25 protein-coding genes are annotated in these 20,048 nt (G+C 71.1%); 13 read left to right on the top strand and 12 right to left on the bottom strand.

Annotated features, from left to right (window positions below; genetic code table 11):
* Positions 1–7 precede the first annotated feature (7 nt).
* Genes pdxS through C8N24_RS27770 form a run of 3 tightly spaced genes read left to right on the top strand, consistent with a single transcriptional unit; the run spans position 8 to position 2,078 of the window.
* Positions 8–892: a pyridoxal 5'-phosphate synthase lyase subunit PdxS gene (pdxS, locus tag C8N24_RS27780; protein WP_121256296.1), complete on the top strand. Its 885-nt coding sequence runs from the start codon at positions 8–10 to the stop codon at positions 890–892.
* Positions 886–1,434: a pyridoxal 5'-phosphate synthase glutaminase subunit PdxT gene (pdxT, locus tag C8N24_RS27775; protein WP_281272674.1), complete on the top strand. Its 549-nt coding sequence runs from the start codon at positions 886–888 to the stop codon at positions 1,432–1,434. The genes pdxS and pdxT overlap by 7 nt, the downstream gene beginning before the upstream one ends.
* Positions 1,431–2,078: a histidine phosphatase family protein gene (locus tag C8N24_RS27770; protein WP_121256294.1), complete on the top strand. Its 648-nt coding sequence runs from the start codon at positions 1,431–1,433 to the stop codon at positions 2,076–2,078. Before pdxT ends, C8N24_RS27770 begins: the two co-directional genes overlap by 4 nt.
* Here C8N24_RS27770 and C8N24_RS27765 read toward each other — a convergent pair.
* The 3 genes from C8N24_RS27765 to C8N24_RS27755 are packed head-to-tail and all read right to left on the bottom strand — an operon-like array spanning position 2,075 to position 4,306.
* Complete coding sequence (locus C8N24_RS27765; protein WP_121256292.1) at positions 2,075–3,118, bottom strand: hypothetical protein; 1,044 nt, start codon at positions 3,116–3,118, stop codon at positions 2,075–2,077. The genes C8N24_RS27770 and C8N24_RS27765 overlap by 4 nt on opposite strands.
* The gene (locus C8N24_RS27760; RefSeq protein WP_170179474.1) at positions 3,115–3,747 is read right to left on the bottom strand and encodes a hypothetical protein; all 633 of its coding nucleotides are present in this window, start codon (positions 3,745–3,747) and stop codon (positions 3,115–3,117) included. Before C8N24_RS27760 ends, C8N24_RS27765 begins: the two co-directional genes overlap by 4 nt.
* Complete coding sequence (locus C8N24_RS27755; RefSeq protein ID WP_121256288.1) at positions 3,740–4,306, bottom strand: NADPH-dependent FMN reductase; 567 nt, start codon at positions 4,304–4,306, stop codon at positions 3,740–3,742. The genes C8N24_RS27760 and C8N24_RS27755 overlap by 8 nt, the downstream gene beginning before the upstream one ends.
* 69 nt (positions 4,307–4,375) lie before the next feature.
* Here C8N24_RS27755 and soxR point away from each other — a divergent pair, with 69 nt between their 5' ends.
* Both soxR and C8N24_RS27745 read left to right on the top strand, forming a co-directional pair.
* Positions 4,376–4,825 carry a redox-sensitive transcriptional activator SoxR gene (gene soxR, locus C8N24_RS27750; RefSeq protein ID WP_121256286.1) on the top strand — a complete coding sequence of 150 codons (450 nt, stop codon included), beginning with the start codon at positions 4,376–4,378 and terminating at the stop codon, positions 4,823–4,825.
* Positions 4,812–5,378: a hypothetical protein gene (locus tag C8N24_RS27745; RefSeq protein ID WP_147448016.1), complete on the top strand. Its 567-nt coding sequence runs from the start codon at positions 4,812–4,814 to the stop codon at positions 5,376–5,378. Before soxR ends, C8N24_RS27745 begins: the two co-directional genes overlap by 14 nt.
* Here the strand turns inward: C8N24_RS27745 and C8N24_RS27740 are convergent.
* Entirely contained in the window at positions 5,375–5,992 is a 618-nt protein-coding gene (locus C8N24_RS27740) for an HAD family hydrolase (protein WP_121256282.1), read from the bottom strand. The genes C8N24_RS27745 and C8N24_RS27740 overlap by 4 nt on opposite strands.
* Before the next feature lie 20 nt (positions 5,993–6,012).
* On the opposite strand from C8N24_RS27740, the gene C8N24_RS27735 reads away from it, so the two are divergent.
* Together C8N24_RS27735 and C8N24_RS27730 are read left to right on the top strand one after the other, a co-directional pair.
* Entirely contained in the window at positions 6,013–7,119 is a 1,107-nt protein-coding gene (locus C8N24_RS27735; RefSeq protein ID WP_121256280.1) for an alcohol dehydrogenase catalytic domain-containing protein, read from the top strand.
* A 21-nt stretch (positions 7,120–7,140) separates the two neighbouring features.
* On the top strand, positions 7,141–7,494 hold the full coding sequence (locus tag C8N24_RS27730) for a hypothetical protein (protein ID WP_121256279.1): 354 nt from the start codon (positions 7,141–7,143) through the stop codon (positions 7,492–7,494).
* On the opposite strand, the gene C8N24_RS27725 is transcribed toward C8N24_RS27730, so the two are convergent.
* Positions 7,457–7,705 carry a hypothetical protein gene (locus C8N24_RS27725; RefSeq protein ID WP_147448015.1) on the bottom strand — a complete coding sequence of 83 codons (249 nt, stop codon included), beginning with the start codon at positions 7,703–7,705 and terminating at the stop codon, positions 7,457–7,459. The two genes, C8N24_RS27730 and C8N24_RS27725, sit on opposite strands and share 38 nt — an antisense overlap.
* A 31-nt stretch (positions 7,706–7,736) precedes the next feature.
* Between C8N24_RS27725 and C8N24_RS27720 the strand changes: the two genes are divergently transcribed.
* From C8N24_RS27720 to C8N24_RS27710, 3 genes are read left to right on the top strand one after another with little or no spacing between them, the layout of a single operon-like run.
* On the top strand, positions 7,737–8,684 hold the full coding sequence (locus tag C8N24_RS27720) for a TAXI family TRAP transporter solute-binding subunit (RefSeq protein ID WP_121256275.1): 948 nt from the start codon (positions 7,737–7,739) through the stop codon (positions 8,682–8,684).
* The gene (locus C8N24_RS27715; RefSeq protein WP_147448014.1) at positions 8,681–9,106 is read left to right on the top strand and encodes a DUF1850 domain-containing protein; all 426 of its coding nucleotides are present in this window, start codon (positions 8,681–8,683) and stop codon (positions 9,104–9,106) included. Before C8N24_RS27720 ends, C8N24_RS27715 begins: the two co-directional genes overlap by 4 nt.
* Entirely contained in the window at positions 9,103–11,091 is a 1,989-nt protein-coding gene (locus C8N24_RS27710) for a TRAP transporter permease (protein ID WP_211340165.1), read from the top strand. The genes C8N24_RS27715 and C8N24_RS27710 overlap by 4 nt, the downstream gene beginning before the upstream one ends.
* Here C8N24_RS27710 and C8N24_RS34390 read toward each other — a convergent pair.
* The gene (locus C8N24_RS34390; protein ID WP_170179473.1) at positions 11,034–11,171 is read right to left on the bottom strand and encodes a hypothetical protein; all 138 of its coding nucleotides are present in this window, start codon (positions 11,169–11,171) and stop codon (positions 11,034–11,036) included. The two genes, C8N24_RS27710 and C8N24_RS34390, sit on opposite strands and share 58 nt — an antisense overlap.
* 16 nt (positions 11,172–11,187) lie before the next feature.
* On the bottom strand, positions 11,188–12,063 hold the full coding sequence (locus C8N24_RS27705; RefSeq protein WP_121256271.1) for a dihydrodipicolinate synthase family protein: 876 nt from the start codon (positions 12,061–12,063) through the stop codon (positions 11,188–11,190).
* Between the two features lie 31 nt (positions 12,064–12,094).
* Between C8N24_RS27705 and C8N24_RS27700 the strand changes: the two genes are divergently transcribed.
* The 3 genes from C8N24_RS27700 to C8N24_RS27690 all read left to right on the top strand — a co-directional run bounded on the left by C8N24_RS27700 (position 12,095) and on the right by C8N24_RS27690 (position 14,846).
* A complete protein-coding gene (locus C8N24_RS27700; protein ID WP_121256269.1) occupies positions 12,095–13,039 on the top strand; it encodes a glycosyltransferase family 2 protein in 945 nt (314 codons plus the stop codon).
* Positions 13,036–14,391, top strand: coding sequence for an NAD(P)/FAD-dependent oxidoreductase (locus C8N24_RS27695; protein ID WP_121256267.1), 1,356 nt, complete (start codon positions 13,036–13,038; stop codon positions 14,389–14,391). The genes C8N24_RS27700 and C8N24_RS27695 overlap by 4 nt, the downstream gene beginning before the upstream one ends.
* Positions 14,392–14,480: 89 nt before the next feature.
* On the top strand, positions 14,481–14,846 hold the full coding sequence (locus C8N24_RS27690) for a hypothetical protein (protein WP_121256265.1): 366 nt from the start codon (positions 14,481–14,483) through the stop codon (positions 14,844–14,846).
* Between the two features lie 35 nt (positions 14,847–14,881).
* Here C8N24_RS27690 and C8N24_RS27685 read toward each other — a convergent pair whose 3' ends face one another.
* From C8N24_RS27685 to C8N24_RS27665, 5 genes are read right to left on the bottom strand one after another with little or no spacing between them, the layout of a single operon-like run.
* Positions 14,882–16,456 (bottom strand): Na+/H+ antiporter, encoded by a 1,575-nt coding sequence (locus C8N24_RS27685; protein WP_121256263.1) that lies wholly within the window; start codon positions 16,454–16,456, stop codon positions 14,882–14,884.
* 3 nt (positions 16,457–16,459) lie between these two features.
* Positions 16,460–17,416 (bottom strand): MBL fold metallo-hydrolase, encoded by a 957-nt coding sequence (locus tag C8N24_RS27680; RefSeq protein WP_121256261.1) that lies wholly within the window; start codon positions 17,414–17,416, stop codon positions 16,460–16,462.
* Complete coding sequence (locus C8N24_RS27675; protein ID WP_121256259.1) at positions 17,413–18,780, bottom strand: phosphomannomutase/phosphoglucomutase; 1,368 nt, start codon at positions 18,778–18,780, stop codon at positions 17,413–17,415. Before C8N24_RS27675 ends, C8N24_RS27680 begins: the two co-directional genes overlap by 4 nt.
* Complete coding sequence (locus C8N24_RS27670) at positions 18,773–19,315, bottom strand: hypothetical protein (RefSeq protein WP_121256257.1); 543 nt, start codon at positions 19,313–19,315, stop codon at positions 18,773–18,775. Before C8N24_RS27670 ends, C8N24_RS27675 begins: the two co-directional genes overlap by 8 nt.
* Positions 19,312–19,950 (bottom strand): class I SAM-dependent methyltransferase, encoded by a 639-nt coding sequence (locus tag C8N24_RS27665; protein ID WP_170179472.1) that lies wholly within the window; start codon positions 19,948–19,950, stop codon positions 19,312–19,314. Before C8N24_RS27665 ends, C8N24_RS27670 begins: the two co-directional genes overlap by 4 nt.
* Positions 19,951–20,048 lie beyond the last annotated feature (98 nt).

Here is a 20,048-nt window from a genome sequence, read left to right as displayed (position 1 = left end):
TGCGGCTATGAGAGACGAAGCGACGTTCCGTGTGAAGGCCGGTCTGGCCGAGATGCTGAAGGGCGGCGTCATCATGGACGTCGTCGACGCCGAGCAGGCGAAGATCGCCGAGGACTCGGGCGCGGTGGCCGTCATGGCGCTCGAGCGCGTGCCGTCCGACATCCGCCGTGACGGTGGTGTCGCGCGCATGTCCGACCCGGCGATGATCAAGGGCATCCAGGAGGCCGTGACCATCCCGGTCATGGCCAAGGCGCGCATCGGCCACTTCGCCGAGGCGCAGGTGCTCGAGGCGCTCGAGGTCGACTACATCGACGAGTCCGAGGTGCTGACGCCCGCCGACGAGGCCAACCACATCGACAAGTGGGGCTTCAAGGTGCCGTTCGTGTGCGGCGCGACCCACCTGGGCGAGGCGCTGCGCCGGATCGGCGAGGGCGCGGCGATGATCCGCTCCAAGGGCGAGGCCGGCACCGGCGACATCGTCGAGGCCGTGCGCCACCTGCGCGCGATCCGCAGCGAGATCCGCCGCCTGGGCACCCTGGACGACATGGAGCTCGCGACCGCCGCGAAGGAGCTGCAGTCGCCGCTGGACCTCGTCCGCCAGGTCGCGGCCGAGCAGAAGCTGCCGGTCGTGCTGTTCTGCGCGGGTGGCATCGCCACGCCGGCCGACGCGTCGCTCGTGATGCAGCTCGGCGCCGAGGGCGTGTTCGTGGGCTCGGGCATCTTCAAGTCCGAGGACCCGGCCACGCGCGCCGCGGCGATCGTCGAGGCCACGACCCACTTCCGGGACGCGGACCGCGTCGCGAAGGCGTCCGAGGGCCTGGGCTCCGCCATGCAGTCGCTCGAGTCGCGCAAGCTCGACGAGCAGCAGCTCCTGGCCAACCGCGGTTGGTAGTCGGCGTCCTCGCCCTCCAGGGCGACTTCGAGGCACATTCCAAGATGTTGCAGGACCTCGGGGCGGACGTCCGCGAGGTCCGCGTGCCCGCCGACCTGGAGGGCTTGGACGGGCTGGTGATGCCGGGTGGCGAATCGACCACGATGACGCTCGGCATCAAGCGCGAGGGGCTCGGCGACCCGCTGCGGGACTTCGTGCGGTCGGGCAAGCCCGTGCTCGGCACGTGCGCGGGGATGATCATGCTCGACCGCGAGCACCTCGGCGTGATGGACACGGTGTGCCGGCGCAACGCGTTCGGCCGCCAGATCAGGAGCTTCGAGGAGGACCTCGAGATCCCGGGGATCGACGGCACGGTGCGCGCGGTGTTCATCCGCGCGCCGTGGCTGGCCGAGTACGGCGACGCCGTCGAGATCCTCGCGTCGGTCGACGGCCATCCGGTCGCCGCCCGCCAGGACAACATGCTCGTGATCTCGTTCCACCCGGAGATCGCGGGCGAGAGCCGCGTGCACGAGCTGTTCCTCAAGAACGTCGCCGCGCAGTGATCGTCTGCTTCACGCGGCACGGCGAGTCGCTCTTCAACCTCGCCGAGCGCAACGGCGAGCCCGAGCCCGCAGACGGCGACCACCTGTCCGAGCGCGGCTGGGAGCAGGCGCGCGGGCTCGGCGAGCGCCTGAAGGGCGAGGGCATCGAGCGGATCATCGCGTCGCCGTACGGGCGGGCGCAGGAGACCGCGCAGGGCATCGGCGAGGTCCTCGGGCTGCCGTTCGAGACCGACGGGGACCTGCACGAGGCGGTCCAGTCGGACGCCTACCGCGCCGTCTCGCCGAACTTCGACGGCGAGGGCCACATCACGTGGATGCCGCAGTCGCCGCCCGACCACGCCGAGCCGGGCTCGGAGTCCTTCAACGCGATCCTGGCGCGCGTCGATCGCGTGCAGGAGCGCCTGGCGGAGCGCGTCGAGAGCGAGCGCATCCTCTGCGTCTCGCACTGGGGCTTCATCCACTACTTCACGGGCAGGGCGCTCTTCCGCGAGGCGTTCTCACCCGCGCACCTTCCGGCGCTCTACCGGATGGGTCACATCAACACCGGCATCACGCTGTTCCAGCAGCGCCGCGACTACTTCATCGAGGGCGAGCGCTACGACGGCTGGGCGCTGTTGACCTGGAACGACCAGGCGCACCTCTAGAACTCGATGACCAGGCTCACGACGCCGTAGCTGCCGAGCTTCGGGTCGTCGGTCCCGACGCTCAGCTTCACGCTCGCCTGTGGTCCCTTGCGCTCCTCGACGGCCGCGCCGACCTTCTCGAACGCGGGCTTGATCAGCGCCATCTTGCTCTTGACGACCTCGTCGGTCGGGCTGCCGCCCTGCGCGAGGTGGGCGGCGACCTCGTTGATGGCCGCCTCGGCCTGCATGACCGCGGCGACGATCTCCTCCTGCGGCGGGCGGTCCTCGACCGTCTCGTTGCCGGCGATCGGGATCTTCACGTTGGCCGTGAACTTCGACCACTGGTTCGTCGCGCTGTCCTTCTTGATCTGCGCGTCGAACGCGACGCCCTTGACGGACGCCTTCAGGCCGAACGAGTCGCCCGCGAACGCGCCCTGGGCCGTGACGGAGGCGTCGCCGCCGGACACGCCGACCGACGCGCCGTCCTTGTCGGCGGTGGCGGTGACCGGCCCGGCCTGCAGCTTCGCCTCACCCGTGAACGCGAACGTCAGCGTGCCCGGCCCGGCGTGCAGCTTGAGCTCCTTCGGCGGCTTCGGGATCGAGTTGAGGATCTTCGCCTCGACCTCCGCGGCGCGGCCGTCGCTGGTGTCGACCTTGCGGACGGGCGGCGGCGTGTCGCCCGCGAGGATCTCGGTGATCACGAGCTCGATCTGGAAGGGCGTGGCGGCGAGCGCCTCGGGCACGTTCTGGCGGACCTGGTTGACCAGCTCCGGCATGGAGATCGTGCCCTCCATGTTGTGCAGCTGGATCGCCAGCCGCATCTTCTCCAGGTAGGTGACGACGTGCTGGCGGACCGCCTCGTCCATCGGCTGCGGCGGCTGGAGGCGCGGAACCAGATCCGGGAGCTGGCGGTTGAGCATCGCCCGGGCGAGCGCCGCGTTGCCGACGCCTGTCTGCAGCTTCAGCATCGCCTCCTGCTGCGGCGTCAGCGGAGCGTCGGGCTCCTTGTGGCGCGCGACGTGGCGGCGGTGTTCTTCGAGCTGCTCGCGGGTCAGCGTCACGGCTCGACGATACCCGACACCCCGGCGACGCGCACCCGGCTCCCCGGCGTGGCGCGACGGCGCAGGAGCGCGAGCGCGAGCGGGCCACGGGTGGGGGAGACGACGGCCGTGCCGATCATGCCGAGCGGGCCCTCGTCGTCGTGCACGGGCGTGCCGGGCTCGACGGGTGCCTCGAGCGCGAGCCGGCGCAGCGCCCGGTGGATCGTCCCGGAGCGCTCCTGGCGCAGGACGGTCATCTTGCCCGGGTAGATGCCGCCGTCCAGCCGGACGACGTCGGGGACGAGCCCGGCCTCGTGCGGGAGCGTGCGCTCGTCGATGTCGGGGCCGAAGGCGGGCACGAGGGCCTCGACGCGTTCGAGGTCGGACAGCGTGGGCGGTGCGGCCGGCAGCGGCGTCAGGTCGACCCGCCACCCGACCCGCCCGCGTGTCAGCGCGTGCGCGGCCGTCTCGTCGCCGCCGCGCAGCCGGAACGCCCCGGCGGCGCGGTGCACGTCGAGCAGCGCCAGCAACGTCCCCTTCGGCGTGAGCAGCGCGGCCCGTCGCCGGTCGCCGTCCGCGAGGTCGCCGACCGGCGCGGTCAGGTGCGAGTCCAGATAGGCGGCCGCCTCCGGCCCGCTGACTTCAAGCAACGGCCGCACCCGCGCGCAGGCTCGCGAAGTCCAGCACCTGGTCGGCCATCAGGTGCAGCTGCGGGCGCACGGCCTCCACGCCGCTGTCGGTGACGTTGTGGGCGATCCCGAGCGGCGTCGGCCAGCCCTGCAACGTGTGGACGGTCATCCGCAGGGTCTGCAGCGTCGCGTTCGGGCCCTGCCAGCCGTCGCCGGTGGCGATCAACCCGACCGCCCGGTCGCGCAGGTACGGCCGTGGGCGGTCCCGCAGCGCTTCCAGGTGATCGAGCGCGTTCTTGAGCAGCCCGGTCATCCCGCCGTGGTAGGACGGCGAGGCGAGGAGCACGCCGTCGGCGCGCTCGACCGCGTCGATCACGTACTCCGCCGCGGGGGTCGGGTCCAGCGCCGGGTCGTACGTGGGCAGATCCAGGCGCGCGCCCGTGATCAGCAGCGTCTCGGCGCCGCGCTCCGCGGCGTGCTCCATGGCGATCCGCAGCGCGCGCTCACTCGAGGAGCCGAACCGCATCGTCCCGCCGAGTCCCAGGAGGAAATGGGGCTTCAGGACTTGGTGGCCTCTCATGTACGTCCCTGCATGCAGGCATCGGACAGCATGGGAGCATTGTGAAACTTCAAGTATACTTGAATTCAAGTGGCGGAGTTGCTCACGATCGGCCAGGTGGCCGCGCGCACGGGCGTGGCGACCAGCGCCCTGCGCTTCTACGAGGAGCGCGGGCTGATCGCGTCCGAGCGCGTCGGCGGCGGCCACCGGCGGTTCGCGCGGCCCGTGATCCGGCGCGTCGCGTTCATCCTCTTCGCCCAGCGGATCGGCCTCACGCTCGAGCAGATCGGCGACGAGCTGGCGCAGCTGCCCGCCTCGCGCACGCCCAAGCGCGAGGACTGGGAGCGCCTCACGGAGCAGTGGCGGGCGCGCGTCGACGAGCAGATCGCGCAGCTCGAGCGCCTGCGCGACTCCCTCACCGACTGCATCGGCTGCGGCTGTCTCTCACTGGACAAGTGCGCCCTGGTGAACCCGGACGACCGCCTGGGACGCGAGGGTCCGGGCGCCCGACGGGTAGAGCCCGTTCATGCACGTCCCTAGCGTTCCTGCTTCGAAGCTCGGCCGCGCCGCGCACGACGTCGGCATGGCCGGCCTGCTCGGCGGCAACCTGTTCGCCCGACTCGCCCTGCATCCGAGCGTCACCGAGATCCACGACGAGGCCGAGCGCGGCAAGGTGGTCAACGCCGCCTGGCGCCGCTACGGCACGATCAACTCGCTCTCGCTGCTGGCGATCGGCACGGGCTGGATCGGCGCCCGCGCCGCCGAGTCGGCCAACTCGCGCCTGTCGCCGACCGAGCGCAAGCTCGCCTACGCGAAGGACGCCCTCGTCGCCGCCGTCGCCGTCACCGGCCTCGCGAGCGCGGCGCAGGGCATGCGCTTCGCCAAGCAGGCCCCGGACGGCGCCGTCCCGCTGTCGGACGGCGATCACGCGGCCCCCAGGGCAACCGACCAGCAGCGCCGCACCAAGCGCCGCCTGAACGTGATCGGCCTGGCCAATCTGGTCGCGGAGGTCGGCCTCGTGGCGGTCAACGCCTCACTCGCCCAGGAGAACTTCCGCCGCCCGCCGGCGCGCCGCTTCTTCCGCCGGATCTAAAGGCCCTGGGCCTTTATCTGCGCGGCGACGTCCGCGATGTCCGTGCCGCGCAGGTGCGGCTCGGGCATCGCGACCGGGTAGGCGATGTCGGTGCGGCTGACCCAGGCCGTCTTGAGGCCCGCGAAGGTCGCGCCCGCCACGTCCCACCAGTGCCCGGCGACGAACCACGCCTCGGTCGTCCCGAGGCGTTCCAGCGCCGCCTCGTAGGCGAGGTCCTCGGGCTTGAAGGCGCCGAGGGCCGGAGCGGACAGGACGTGCTCGAAGTGCTCGCGGATGCCGGCGTTCGCCAGTGCGTGCTCGCTCGGCTCGACCGCGGACTGCGTCAGGACCGCGAGCCGGAATCCGGCCCCGCGCAGCGACCGCAGCGCGTCCGGGACGTCCGGATACGCGGGCATCCCGCCCAGGTCGACGTCGACCGGCTCACGGCCGGCGCGCTCGAGCCCGCGCCGGAGCGCCGCCTCGAACAGCGGCTTGAACGTCGTCTCGCGGCCCGCCAGGACGGTGACCATGGCCATCATGTTCGCCTCGTCGAGCGCGGCGATCGGGATCTCGGGCGGGTCCAGCAGCGCGGCGGGATCGAGGAGCGTCCCGTTGAGGTCGAAGATCACCCACATGGATCGCTAGGTTCCCACGCATGACCAAGATGCGTGCCGCGGTGTTGGAGGAGTTCGGCAAGCCGCTCGTCGTCCAGGAGGTCGACCTGGCGGACCCGAAGCCCGGTGAGGTGCTCGTCCGGCTGGTGGCGTGCGGCGTCTGCCACACCGACATGTACACGGCCTCCGGAGCCGACCCGTCCGGCTACGCGCCCGCGGTCCTCGGGCACGAGGGCGCGGGCGTCGTGGAGAAGATCGGCGAAGGCGTCAAGGACGTCGCCGTCGGTGATCACGTGGTCACGCTCTTCTCGCCGCAGTGCCGCGAGTGCGTGCACTGCCTGTCGCCGAAGACGAACCTCTGCATGGCGATCCGCGCCGAGCAGAACCTCGGCCACCTGCCCGACGGCACGGTGCGCCTGAGCCGCGACGGTGAGCCGATCCGCCACTTCATGGGCACGAGCACGTTCGCCGAGTACACGGTGATGCCGGAGATCGCGCTCGCCAAGGTCCCGCACGAGGCGCCGCTGGACCGCGCCGCGCTGTTCGCCTGCGGCCTCTCGACGGGCATGGGCGCGGCGATGTTCACGGCCAAGGTCGAGGCCGGGTCGACCGTCGTCGTCTACGGCGCCGGCATGGTCGGCCTGGGCGCGGTCGCCGGCGCGCGGCTGCAGGGCGCCGAGCGCATCATCTGCGTCGACCTGAGCGAGGATCGCCTGGAGCTCGCCCGCGGCCAGGGCGCGACTGACACCTGGATCGGCGGCGACGGCACCGTCGAGAAGGTCCTGGAGGAGACCGGCGGCTTCGGCGCCGACTACACCTTCGAGGCCACCGGCAACGTCAACGTGATGCGCCAGGCGGTCGAGTCGGCGCGGATGGGCTGGGGGCTGTGCACGGTCACGGGCGTGGCCGGCAAGGGCGAGACGCTGGACGTCGTCCCGCGCTACCTGATCACGGGCCGCCGCGTGGCGGGCTCGAGCTTCGGTGGCGTCAAGGGCCGCGACCAGGTCCCGCAGCTCGTGCAGCTCTACCTGGACGGCAAGCTCGACGTCGACCCGTTCATCTCGCACCGGATCAAGCTCGAGGACGTCAACCACGGCTTCGAGCTCATGCACCACCAGGACGGCATCCGGAGTGTGATCGAGTTCTGAGCCCTGGGTAGGCCAGGATCCATGCCGACGGATTGGACCCTGATCTCCCTCGCCGACCTCGTACGCCGCGCAGTCGCGATCGTCGACCCGCCGGGTGAGGACCCGGCGGTCGAGGAGTTCGCCGTGCGCTACGAAGACGCCGACCAGCCCGTGCGAGGCATCCTCGACGGGCTCGAGGAGCGCGTGATGTGGGGCGTCGACGAGGACGCCCCGATCGTCATGGCCCAGGCCGTCACGCTCTACCTCGCCCACCGCCCCGACGAGATCGACAACACGCCCGAGCACGTCCTCGCGCACGCCGCCAAGGCGGAGTTCGACGGCAACCCGCCGGAGAACGTCAGGGCTTGGCTCGCCGACCAGGGCGTGGCCCTGTGAGCAGCCATTCGACCACGACGACCAGCGCGTAGACCGCGACCAACGCCGGCGGGACCAGCAGCAGCGCGGCCGCGAGGCTCTGCCAGCCGGGGTCCGTCGGTGGCAGCATCGGGTCGTAGACGCCGGCGCCGTCGGTCCGCACCGAGTTCAGGAACCCGAACACCAGTCCCGGAAGCGCGAGCACGAAGAGGACCTGCATCGCTCGGCGCATGAGCCGAGTGTAAACCGGGAACTGGGGTTTCATGAGGAGGAGAGGCCTCGTGGCGCTCGCAGGGTGCGCGTTCGTGCTGGGCTCGTGCTCGCTGGAGGACCCGCCCGGCGGTGAAGGCCGCATGTCGATCGCGACCGGCGGCTCCGGCGGCGTCTACCAGGTGTACGGCGGCGGCGTGGCCGAGATGTTCTCGGCCAACGGCCACCCGACGACGGCCGAGACGACCAGCGCGTCGGTCGACAACTTGTTCCTCGTCGCCGACGGTGACTCGGAGGTCGCGTTCTCGCTGGCGGACACGGCGATCGACGCGGTCGAGGGCCGCGACTCGTTCCACGGCGAGAAGCTGCCGCTGCGCGCGCTCGGGACGCTGTACTCGAACTTCACGCACGTCGTGGCCCTGAAGTCGTCCGGCATCGAGCGGATCGAGGACCTCGAGGGCAAGACGGTCTCGATCGGCGCGCCGAACTCCGGCACCGAGGTGATCGGCCTGCGGCTGCTGGAGGTCGCGGGGCTCGACCCCGACGAAGACGTGACGCGTCGCGCGTTGGGCGTGGGGGAGTCGGCCGCGGCGCTGCGGGAGGGCTCGATCGACGCGTTCGTGTGGTCGGGCGGCCTGCCCACGGGAGCGATCACCGACCTCGCCACCACCGACGAGATCGTCCTGCTGCCGCTGGACGCGTACCTGCCGAAGCTCAACGAGCGCTACGGCGAGGCGTACGTCGAGGCGGAGGTGGAGCAGGGCGAGTACCCGGGCGTCCCACCGGTCAAGACGATCAGCGTCCCGAACCTGCTGATGGTGCGCGAGGACATGAGCCCGACGCTCGCGCACGACCTGCTGAAGCTCATGTTCGACCACAAGGCCGAGCTGGCCGAGATCCACCCGTCGGCGGAGAAGCTGACGCTCGAGGACGCGCAGCAGGTGGTCGAGCCCGTCCAGCTGCACGAGGGCGCCAAGCGCTACTACGAGGAAGCCGAGTGAGACGGATGGCGCTGCTCGGGCTGATCGCGCTCTCCGGCTGCGGCGGTGCAGAGGTCGTGGCGCGGGACGGGCAGGGGCGCGAGGTCGCGAGCGCGGCGCTGCCCGCGGACGGGCACTTCGCGCTCACCTATCGGCACAGCGTCTATCGGGCCGCCGCCGAGGAGCGCTTCCGGGCGACCGACGGCGGCTTCGTCTTGGACAGCATCGCCTCGCGCGACGGCCGCGTCCTCGACTACTACGAGCTCGACGGCACCCGCAGCCGCGAGGGATCGCTGTGGGTCCTGCGTCCGGACCGCCCCGCGCGGTTCACCACGATGCCGCTCGCCGCCACCCGGCGCGGGCAGCGGACGCTCGTCGCCGGCACCAAGCACGTCCCGCTGTACGGCGGACCCGTCCATCTCAGGCTGGTGGTGGAGCAGTGAGCCAGAAGACCGAAGAGCTGCTGGACGAGTACGAGGCCGAGCGGCCCGGGCGCAAGCTCGACGGGTTCCCGGCGCGGATGGTCGCAGCGGGAGGCGCGGGGCTGTCGCTGTTCGCGATCTTCTGGGTCTTCCAGCCGCTCGCGCCGCAGGTCTACCGGCCGGCGTTCCTGGCGGTCGCGCTGCTGCTCACGTTCATCGTCTTCGGCCGGGCCAAGCGCCCGACCGTCGCCGACTACGTGGTCGCGGTGCTCGCGCTGCTGGCGATCGGCTACGCGGTCTTCACGCCCGACCTGATGCGCCGCGCGGCACGACCGGAGACGCTCGACGTGCTCTTCGGCGTCGCGTCGATCCTGCTCGTGCTGGAGGCGACCCGCCGGACGACCGGCTGGGCGCTGCCCGCGATCTGCCTCGCGTTCCTGTTCTACGCGTACTTCGGCGGGCTGCTGCCGGACTGGACGCAGATCGGGCACAAGGGCTACGGGATCGACCGCATCGTCGGCCAGTCCTACATGGGGCTGGAAGGCATCTTCGGCGTGCCGCTGGACGTCGCTGCCACCTACATCGTCCTGTTCGCGATCTACGGCGCGGTGCTCGAGTTCAGCGGCGCCGCCCGCTTCTTCGTCGAGATCTCGTTCGCCGCCTTCGGCCGCTCGCGGACCGGGCCGGGCCGCACCAGCGCGCTCGCCGGCTTCCTGCTCGGCACGGTGTCCGGCTCGGGCGTCGCGACCACGGTGACGTTGGGGAGCGTCGCCTGGCCGCTCCTGCGCAAGGCCGGGTACCCGAAGGATCAGGGCGGCGGGATCATGGCCGCGAGCGGCATCGGCGCGATCCTCTCGCCACCGACGCTCGGCGCCGCCGCCTTCATCATCGCCGAGATCCTCGAGGTCAGCTACCTCCAGGTGCTCGTCTACGCGCTCGTCCCGTCGGTCCTCTACTACGTCGGCATCCTGATGGCGATCGAGGCCGACGCCCGCCGCCACGCCGTCCACGGACTGGACATCGACACGCCCGGCGTCCTGAAGCTGCTCGCCCGCTGGGGCTACCACTTCTCGAGCCTGTTCCTGATCGTGATCCTGCTCGCGGTCGGCTTCTCCGCCTTCCGGTCGGTGCTGATCGCCACCGTGGTCGCGTTCGCGCTGAGCTTCCTCGACCGCCGCGACCGGATGGGGCCGAAGGAGGTCTGGGAGGCGCTCGTCGCCGGCGCGCGTGGCGTGTTGCCGATCGCCGCCACCACCGCCGCTGCGGGCCTGATCGTCGCCGTCGTCTCGCTCACCGGGCTCGGCCTCAAGCTCGCCGGCCTGATCGTCGACCTCGCGGGCGGCTCGCTCGCGTTGACCGCCGTCCTGAGCGCCGTCGCCGTGCTCATCCTCGGCCTGGCGGTGCCCGTCACGGCGAGCTTCATCATCGCGGCCGCGGTCGTCGCGCCCGCGCTGGTCGCCCTGGGCGTCGAGGACTTCGCCGCCTACATGTTCATCTTCTACTACGCGGTCCTCAGCGAGGTGAGCCCGCCGACCGCGCTGTCAGCCTTCGCCGCCGCCGCGATCACGGGCGGCAACGGCTTCAAGACGATGATGCTCACGTGCCGGTACACGTTGCCGGCGTTCCTCGTCCCGTTCGCGTTCGTGCTCGCGCCCAAGGGCGAAGGCCTGCTGCTCCAGGGCGGTTTGGAGACGATCGCGTTCGCCGTCGTCGTCTCGATCATCGCGGTGATCGCGCTCGGCCTCGCCCTCGAGGGCTGGCTGAGAGGCGAGATCGCCTGGCCGGCCCGGGCGATCGTCGGCGTGGCCGCGCTGCTGCTGCTGTGGCTGGAGCCGACCGTCACGCTGATCGGCCTCGCCGTCCTCGCGGCGGGCCTGGCGCTGCACTTCGTCACCCGCCGCCCGCCGGAGGAGCCTCCGTCAGACGGCGGCGACCGCTTCTCGCGCGATCAGGCGGCGGAGTCGTCCCCGTCGATGTTCTCGCGCTCGTCCTCGGCCTCGGCCTGACCGCCCGGGTTCTCGGACGTCTGCCGCGGGTCGTGGTCCTGGTCCTGCTCCTCGGGGTCCGGCTTGGGGTCCATGGTCATGCCGAGGCGCTACCCATCAGAGCCGGGCGACCACCGCGCGGGCGCGTTCGTCGTCGAGCGCGTCGAGCGGCGGGCGCAGGTTCGTCCACACGTCGTCGCCCGTGCGGGCGCGCATGATCGCCTTGAGCGCCGGGATCGGGGGGAAGCCCTCGAGGAACGTGCGCGCCTCGGTCAGCGCCGTCTGCTGGGCGGCCGCCTCGGGATCGCCCGCCCTCCACAGGTCGAAGACGCGGCGGGACTGCGGTGCGGTGACGTTGCACGTGGCCGAGATGCAGCCGTCGCCGCCCCAGTGCAGCGTGTCGAGCAGGAACCGCTCGGAGCCCGCGAACACGGTCAGGTCGGGGAACTCGCGGCACAGCCGCTCGATCCGCGCCGGGTCGCCCGCGGAGTCCTTCGTGCCGACGACCACGCCCGGATACGCCTCGAGCAACCGGCCGATCAGCTCGGGCGTGAAGCCCACCTGGGCCATCGGCGGGATGTGGTAGAGGAACAGCCGTAGCCGGTCGTCGCCGACGCGCTCGATCAGCTCCGCGAAGAACCGGAACAGGCCGTCGTCGCTGACGCCCTTGTAGTAGAACGGCGGCAGCGCGAGCACGCCCGGCGCACCGACGTCCAGCGCCGATTTCGCCAACGTGACCGCGTCCGGCAGCGCGCACGCGCCGGTGCCGGGGAGCAGCACGTCGGCGGGGATCCCGTCCGCGACCAGATCCTCCCAGGCCGCGATCCGCTCGGCCACGGACAGCGAGTTCGCCTCGCCGGTGGTGCCGAAGATCCCGAGGCCGTGCGCGCCCTCGTCGAGCAGTCGCCGGCAGTGCGCGGCGTAGGCGGCGCGGTCGACCGACAGGTCGGCGCGCATCGGGGTGAGCACGGCTGCGAAGACGCCCTGAAGCATCCGCGCAGAGTACGCCAGTACCCTGGCGCGCATGAACCGCGAGCCGGAGCTGCTGAGCGTGGTGGCGCCGATGTACGAGGAAGAGGACACGGTCGACCCGTTCACGGAGCGGGTCGCCTCGGCGCTCGGGCACCTCAACTACGAGCTCATCCTCGTCAACGACGGCTCCAAGGACGGCACGCGGGACGCGATGGCGCGGGCCGCGGAGCGCGATCCGCGCGTGAAGGTCGTTTCGCTCGCGCGCAACTTCGGTCACCAGCCGGCCCTCACCGCCGGGCTCGAGCACGCACGCGGCGACGTGATCGTGATGCTCGACGGGGACCTGCAGGACCCGCCCGAGGTCATCCCGCAGATGCTCGCCAAGTGGCGGGACGGGATCGACGTCGTGTACGCGGTGCGCGAGCAACGGCTGGGGGAGACCGCGTTCAAGCGCGTCACCGCCAAGGGCTTCTACCGCACGTTCCGCCGCCTGACCGGGCTCAACCTCGCCGTCGAGTCGGGTGACTTCCGGCTGATGGACCGGCGCGCCCTGGACGCGCTGCTCGCGATGCCGGAGCGCAACCGCTTCCTGCGCGGCATGACCGTGTGGATCGGCTTCAGCCAGATCGCCGTGCCGTTCGTGCGCCAGGAGCGTCACGCGGGCGTGACGAAGTACCCGCTGCGCAAGATGCTGCGGTTCAGCTTCGACGCCATCACCAGCTTCTCGTCGCGGCCGCTGCAGTGGGCGACGTTCCTCGGCTTCTTCTTCAGCATCGTCGCCTTCCTGGCGATCCCGCTGACGGTCGTCGCCCGCTACGCGAACATCTTCGAGCGCGGCGTGCCGACCACGATCATCATCGTCCTGCTGCTCGGCGGGATCCAGCTCATCACGCTCGGCATCATCGGCGAGTACATCGGGCGGATCTACGAAGAGGTCAAGCACCGGCCGCTGTACGTGGTCGGCGAACGCATCAACGTCGAGGAACCGTCTCCGTGAGAATCGCTGTCTTGGGGGCCGGCGTGACCGGCCTCGTCGCCGGCCTGCGCCTGACGCAGGCCGGGCACACCGTCGACGTCTACGAGCGCTGGCCCGGGCTCGGCGGCCAGGCGGCGACGATCGACATCGGCGGCGGGCACCTGCTCGAGCGCTACTACCACCACCTGTTCAGCACGGACCGCCACATCGCCGCGCTCTACGACGAGCTGGGCATGCCGGACGAGCTGGAGTGGCTGAGCAGCAGCGTCGCCTACTTCGCCGACGGCAAGCAGTGGCCGTTCGTCACCCCGATGGACCTGCTGCGCTTCAAGCCGCTGCCGCCCCTGGCGCGCATCCGCCTGGGCATGGCGGTGCTCGGGATCCAGCGCGGTCCCGGCGCCCCCGGCCCGTTCGAGCGCGTCACCGCGCGCACGTGGATCGAGCGCTACATGGGCAAGGACGCGTACCGCGCGCTGTGGGGCCCGCTCCTGCGCGGGAAGTTCGGCGAGCGCGCCGACGACGTCGCCATGGTCTGGCTGCAGAACAAGCTGCGGCTTCGCCGGGGCGACGACGCCGCCGAGGAGAAGCTCGGCTACCCCAAGCGCTCCTGGGAGCCGCTGTTCCACGAGCTGCAGGCCCGGATCGAGGCCGGTGGCGGCAACGTCTTCATCGACCGCCCGATCGCCAAGCTCTCCGCCGACTTCACGGTCACGCCGGGCGCGCCCAGCAGCTTCCGCAAGGGCCACGACCCGCGCGAGTTCGAGACGCTCGAGCCCACCCGGTACGACGCCGTCCTCGCCACGCTCCCGAACGACGTCTTCGAGCAGGTGCTCGAACCCGGCGTCCTCCCGGAGGCCTACCTGGCGAAGGCCCGGAGCATCGAGTACTTCACGGCGCTGTGCCTGCTGCTGGAGGTCGACCGCCGGTTCTCGCCCTACTACTGGACGAACATCGGCGACGACGACCTGCCGTTCGTCGGCCTGATCGAGCACACGAACCTGATCCCGCCGGAGCGCTACGACGGTCGCCGCTTCCTCTACGTCGCCAACTACCTGCCGGCCGGCCACGAGCTGCTGGACCTCGCACCCGAGGACCTGCTCGCGCGCTACACGCCGGGCCTGAAGGCGATCAACCCCGGGTTCGACCGCTCCTGGGTCAAGCAGATCTGGTCACATCGCGAACCGGCTGCCCAGCCGATCGTCACCGTCGGCTACCGCGAGAAGATCCCGGCCATGAAGACCCCGCGGAGGGGCCTCGTCCTGGCCAACACCACGCAGATCTTCCCGGAGGATCGGGGAACGAACTACGCGGTAAGGGAGGGTGACGAGGCCGCTCGCGCGCTGCTCGAGTGGCTCCCCGACGCGCCAAAGTGACGCACCTCACCCGGGAGGGCTAGCCCTAAACATAAGTTCGGCTAGTACCCCTGGAGAAGACCCCTTCTCCTGCCGATACTCAGATTGCGATGCACTCCCCGGACTCGAACTGGCTCTCCCGCGCCCTGAAGCGCTCCTCGCGCCCGAGCGAGGACGACCTCCACCACTGCGCCGCTTGCGGCAAGGACTACGTCAACCCCGTCGAATGGGAGCCCGTCACGCCCGAGGCGTGGTGGATGCAGCTCCGCTGCGGCGAGTGCCACGTGTGGCGCGAGGTCACGGTGACCAACCGCGTCGCGGAGCGCTTCGACGTCGAGCTCGACCGCCGGGCCGACCTGATCCACCGCGCGCTGGCCAAGCTCGACCGCGAGCACATGGCTCAGCAGGTGGAGACCATGATCGGCGCGCTGCGTCACGGGCTCATCGAGCCGGCAGACTTCGCTCGCCCGGCTTAAGCGGGGGAGTCTCGAGGGGGCGGCAGCCCTCTCGGTCATATTTCTAGCCGCTCGTCCTCCAGGTCGAGCTCGCGCTCGAGCCGGTGCATGACGTCGTTGGAGATCGTGCCGTGGTTCCTCAACCGGATGATCTCCCGCCGCTGGGCTTCCAGCACCTCCCGCACGACCGTCTGATACTGCGTCGAGCGGTCCTCGAAGCCGTCGTCCTCGATCTTCCCGGCGCGCGCCTTCAAGCGCCGGCGCCGGTAGCCGTACTGGGCGGTCATGCGCTCGATCGTGTCGTCGCGCGTCCAGTCCTCGCCGCCGAGCTCCTCGAGCCGGGTGAGCGCCGCCTGCGTCGCGTACAGCCGCGCGGTCAGCTCCTCCCGCTCCTCCTCGGAGCCGTCGTCGACGACGCCGAGCCAGTTGATCAGCGGCGCGAGCGTGAGCCCCTGCAGCACGAGCGTGACGAAGATGACCGCGAACGTGAGGAAGAGGATCTCGTCACGTGACGGGAAGTCCGCGGGCAGCGCGAGCGCCGCGGCCAGCGAGACCGCCCCGCGCATGCCCGCCCAGCCGACGACGGTGCGCTCCTGCCAGCGCGTGCGCCCACGCGTCTTGAGCAGGCCGAGCGCGGCGAGCCAGCGGATGGGGTAGACGAGCAGCCACTGCCAGACCAGGCGCGAGATCACCACCGCCGCGCTGACGGCCGCGGCCCAGACGATCAGCGTGCCCGGCGAGCTGCCCTGCAGCGCCTCCAGCACGGACGGCAGCTGCAACCCGATCAGGATGAACAGGAACGCGTTGAGCAGGAACTGGAGCAGCTCCCACATGCCGAAGCCCATCAGGCGGGTCGCGGGCGAGGAGATCTGCGGCGCCATCCAGCCGACGTAGCAACCGGAGGTGACCGCGGCGAGCACCGCCGAGACGTGCATCAGCTCGGCGGGGACGTACGCGGCGTACGCGGTCAGCAGGCCGATCGTGTTCTCGATCAGCGGGTCGTCGAGGCGCCGGCGGACGAAGGCGACGATCCAGCCGACCGCGAGCCCGACCGCGATGCCGCCCGTCGCCTTCCACAGGAAGTCCCAGGTGGCGTCGAGGAAGCTGAAGGCGACGGCGCTCGTGGCGGCGGTGATCGCGATCCGGTAGGCCACCAGCGCGGTCGCGTCGTTGACGAGCGCCTCGCCCTCCAACACGGAGACCATCCGCCGCGGCACGCCCAGCCGGCGGGCGATCGCCGTCGCGGCGACCGGGTCGGTCGGCCCGACGATCGCCCCCAGCGCGAACGCCGCCGGCCACGACATGCCGTCGACGAGCTCGTGCGCGACGACCGCGACGGCGACCATCGTCACCAGCACGAGCCCGATCGCCAGCAGCGAGATCGGCCGGATCGCGGTCCGCAGCTCCCGCAGGTTGGCGAAGAACGCGCCGGTGTAGAGCAGCGGCGGCAGGAACAGCAGCAGGACCAGATCCGGGTCGAGATCGACCTCCGACAGCCCCGGGAAGAAGCTCAGCGCGGCGCCGCCGATCACCAGCACGATCGGGTACGGCACGTTGATGGCCCGCGCGGCGGCCGAGAGGACCGCGATCCCGAGCAGGAGCGCGACGAGGATGACTTCGAGCTCGTCCACGTCTCAGCCGGTGCTGAACTCGACCACGCCGTCGACTTCGTTCTCGATCACTTCGCCGCGTTCTATCAGCAGGTCGACGTGCCCCAGGACCTCGCTGAGCGTCAGGTACGCCTGGGTGATCGCGGCGTTGCCCCACAGCGACTGGGCGATCTCGTGGGCGGTGCGGGGCCGCTCGGCGATCAGGCCGGCCAGCTTGCGCGCACGCTTCTCGTGCATCGCGAACCGCTCGTCGATCAGCGCGGCGTGGCCGGTGAACGCGTCGCCGTGGCCGGGCAGGACGGTGCCGACCGGCATCGCGCGCGTGGCCGTCAGCGAGTCGATGTACATCCGCAGCGCGTGCGGGCGCTCCGTGCTGCCGTCGAGCGGGTAGGCGATCAGCGGGTTCGAGGAGATCTTGCCCAGCAGGTGGTCGCCGGCGAGCAGGTCACCGTTGCCGGGGTCGAAGAGGATCGTGTCGCTGGGGGAGTGGCCCGGGCGGTGGTGCACCTCGAAGGTGCGGCTCGCGAAGGCGAGCGTGCCGCCGTCGTGCAGCGTCTGCGTGACCGGCGCGTGGCCGCCCCAGGCGCGCATCGCCTCCGACATCGCGGCCAGCGCCGTGACCACCACCGGGTCCAGTCCGTGCCGGAGCATCAGCGCCTGCGCGAGCTGGTCGTTGGCCTTGGCGTACGGCTTCGGGTCCTCGATCACCGGCTTGAGCAGGTCCAGCGCCACGACGTCGGCGCCCGAACGCTCGGCGACGATCCCGACCAGCCCGAGGTGGTCGTAGTGCTGGTGGGTGATGACGATCCGCTCGAGCTCTTCGATCCGGCGGCCGTGCTCGCCGAGCCGCGCCTCCAGCGCGACGAGCGACTGCGCGGAGTTGGGGCCGACGTCGACGAGCGTGAGCGGGTCGTCCTCGATCAGGTAGCAGTTGACCTTCCCCACCCGGAACGGCGTCGGGATGGGAAGGGTCCGGATCATGCGCGGATCAGGGCCAGCACCTCGTCGCGCTTGGCCTCCATGTCCTCCTGCGAGACCAGGCTCTCGAGGTTGAGCCGCAGCAGCGGCTCGGTGTTGGAGGGGCGCACGTTGAAGTGCCAGTCGTCGTAGTCGATGCTGATGCCGTCGAGCTCGGTGATCGTGGCCTCGCCGTGGAGCGCCTTGATCTCGTCCATCTTGGCCTGCTGGTCGGCGACGGTCGAGTTGATCTCGCCGCTGATGAAGTAGCGGGAGCGGTATTCGCGCAGCAGCTCGGCGAGCGTGGCGGAGCGCTTGGAGAGCAGCTCGAGGATCAGCAACGCCGGGATGGTGCCCGAATCCGCGTTGTAGAACGCCTTGAAGTAGTAGTGGCCGGAGACCTCGCCGCCGAACTCGCCGCCCTCGTCGCGCATGCGGGTCTTGAAGAACGCGTGGCCGACGCGGTTGACCAGCGCGCGGCCGCCGAGGCGCTCGACGGTGTCCGGCACCGCGCGGGACGCGCGCACGTCGTAGAGGATGTCGGCGCCCGGGACCTTCTCGAGCACGGACGCGGCCAGCAGCGCGGTCAGGAAGTCGCCGGGGACGAACTCGCCCTCGCCGTCGATGAAGAAGCAGCGGTCGGCGTCGCCGTCCCAGGCGATGCCCAGGTCCGCGCCGGTCTCGAGCACCTTCTTGATGATGAACTCGCGGTTCTCGGGCAGGAGCGGGTTCGGCTCGTGGTCGGGGAACTCGCCGTCCGGGGTCCAGTACGTCTCGATGACCTCGACGGGCAGCCGGTCGAGGATCGGCCCGACCATCGGGCCCGCCATGCCGTTCCCGCCGTCCACGACGACCTTCAGCGGCTTGATCACGCTCGCGTCGATGACCTGCAACGCGACCTTCTGGAAGTCGGCGTAGAGGTCGACCTCCTCGAAGGAGCCGCCACCCGGCGCTTCACCCAGCCCGTGCTCGATGTGGGCTCGGACCTCCGCCAGCCCGCGGTCGCCGGACAGGGCGACCGAGCCGCGCTCGACCATCTTCGCGCCCGTGTAGGCCTTCGGGTTGTGGCTGGCCGTGCACATGAGGCCGCCGTCGAGCTCGCGGCTGCCGACGAGCCAGTAGAGCATCTCGGTGCCGACCATCCCGGCGTCGACCACGTGCGCGCCCTCGGCCATCAGGCCTTCGCGGTAGCGCAGCGCGAGCTCGGGGGCCGAGAGGCGCATGTCGCGGCCGAGGCCGATCTTCAAGTCACCGACGGGCTTGCCGGAGAGGTCCGACAGCGCCCGCGCGAGTCCGCGGCCGATCGCTTCCGCCGTGTCGCCGTCGATGTCGGTGCCGTAGATGCCCCGGACGTCGTAGGCCTTGAAGATGCGGGAGAGGTCAGTCACGGCGCGTGAGCTTAGACAGCCACCCACGCTTCTTCGGCGGTGCTGGTGGCGGTGGTGGCGGTGGTGGTGGCGGCTCGGCCGCGATGCGCTCGGCGATGCCCTGCGTCGCCCGCACGCCGTAGTCGTACGCGTCGGACGCACCCGGGCCGGTGACCGTCTCACCGGTCTGCGGGTCGTAGAACGTCAAGCCGCCGAGCTCGGTCAGGACGCCGGCGTACTCCTGCATGCGGACCATGACCGCCTCGGCCCGCTCGCCGTCGTACCAGTACGGCACCGAGATGCCGGCTTCTTCGCGGAAGATCGACACCTGCACGGCGTCGGCGTTCGTGAACTCGATGTGGTCGCGCGTGTCGTGGCGCTCGGCGGACGGGTCGACGGCGTGGACCGCGGCGGCGAGCCGCTCCATCTCCGCGCGTTCCTCGGCGCTGGGCGTCGGGTCGGCGGCGATCAGCGCTCGCTCGCGCTCCTCGTCCTCGTACCAGTCCTCGACGGTGCGTCCGGGCGGCACCCGGAACCCGTGCAGGTCATAGCTCATGCGGGCTTCCTCGCGGCGATCACGTGCTGGAAGGTGAACAGCGTCAACGGTGGGGCGAGCCGGTCCAGCCGGGAGCCGCGCGTGAGCAGCCAGCGGCGCCGGACGACCGTGTGCGGGGCCAGGCCGGCCTGGGTGAGCAGGTCCAGCGCGTCGCGGCGGGTGAACCAGCGCAGGTGCGTGGCGTCGAAGATGCCCTCGGGCTTGCGCGGCCAGCGCCCGCGGGCGAGGAACGCGTACGCGCTCCAGTGGGCGACGTTCGGAAGGCTGATGACGACGGTCGCACCCGGGGCGAGCAGGTCCGCGTACGCGCGCAGCGTCGTCCACGGGTCGGTCAGGTGCTCGAGGATGTCGGCGGCGATCAGCGCGTCGAACGGACCGTGGAGGTCGTCGGGGACGGTCGCCGCGTCGGCGCACAGCACGCGGTCCAGGCGGGGCTCGGCCTCGCGCGCGTAGTCGGGCTCGATCTCGATGCCGGTGACCTCGGCCTCCTGCCGCGCCTTCAGGGCCGCCCCGGTGGTCCCGGTGGCGCAGCCGAGGTCGAGCACCCGGCGGGCGGTGAGGGGCACGTGGTCGAGGATCTCCGGCCGTGCCCGCTCGTAGGCGGCGGCTCGGGCCGTACGCAATTCGGTCCGCACCGCGAGGAGCGTACGGATAACCCCCCGTCACACGCGGCGAAGAACGCAATAAGAAAAGGCGACACGCAATCCGGACCGCTGCGTCTCCCCAGTCGACC

It is taken from the genome of Solirubrobacter pauli, from assembly GCF_003633755.1.
GTDB classification, from domain to species: domain Bacteria; phylum Actinomycetota; class Thermoleophilia; order Solirubrobacterales; family Solirubrobacteraceae; genus Solirubrobacter; species Solirubrobacter pauli.
This window is presented reverse-complemented; position numbering and strand designations above follow the sequence as displayed.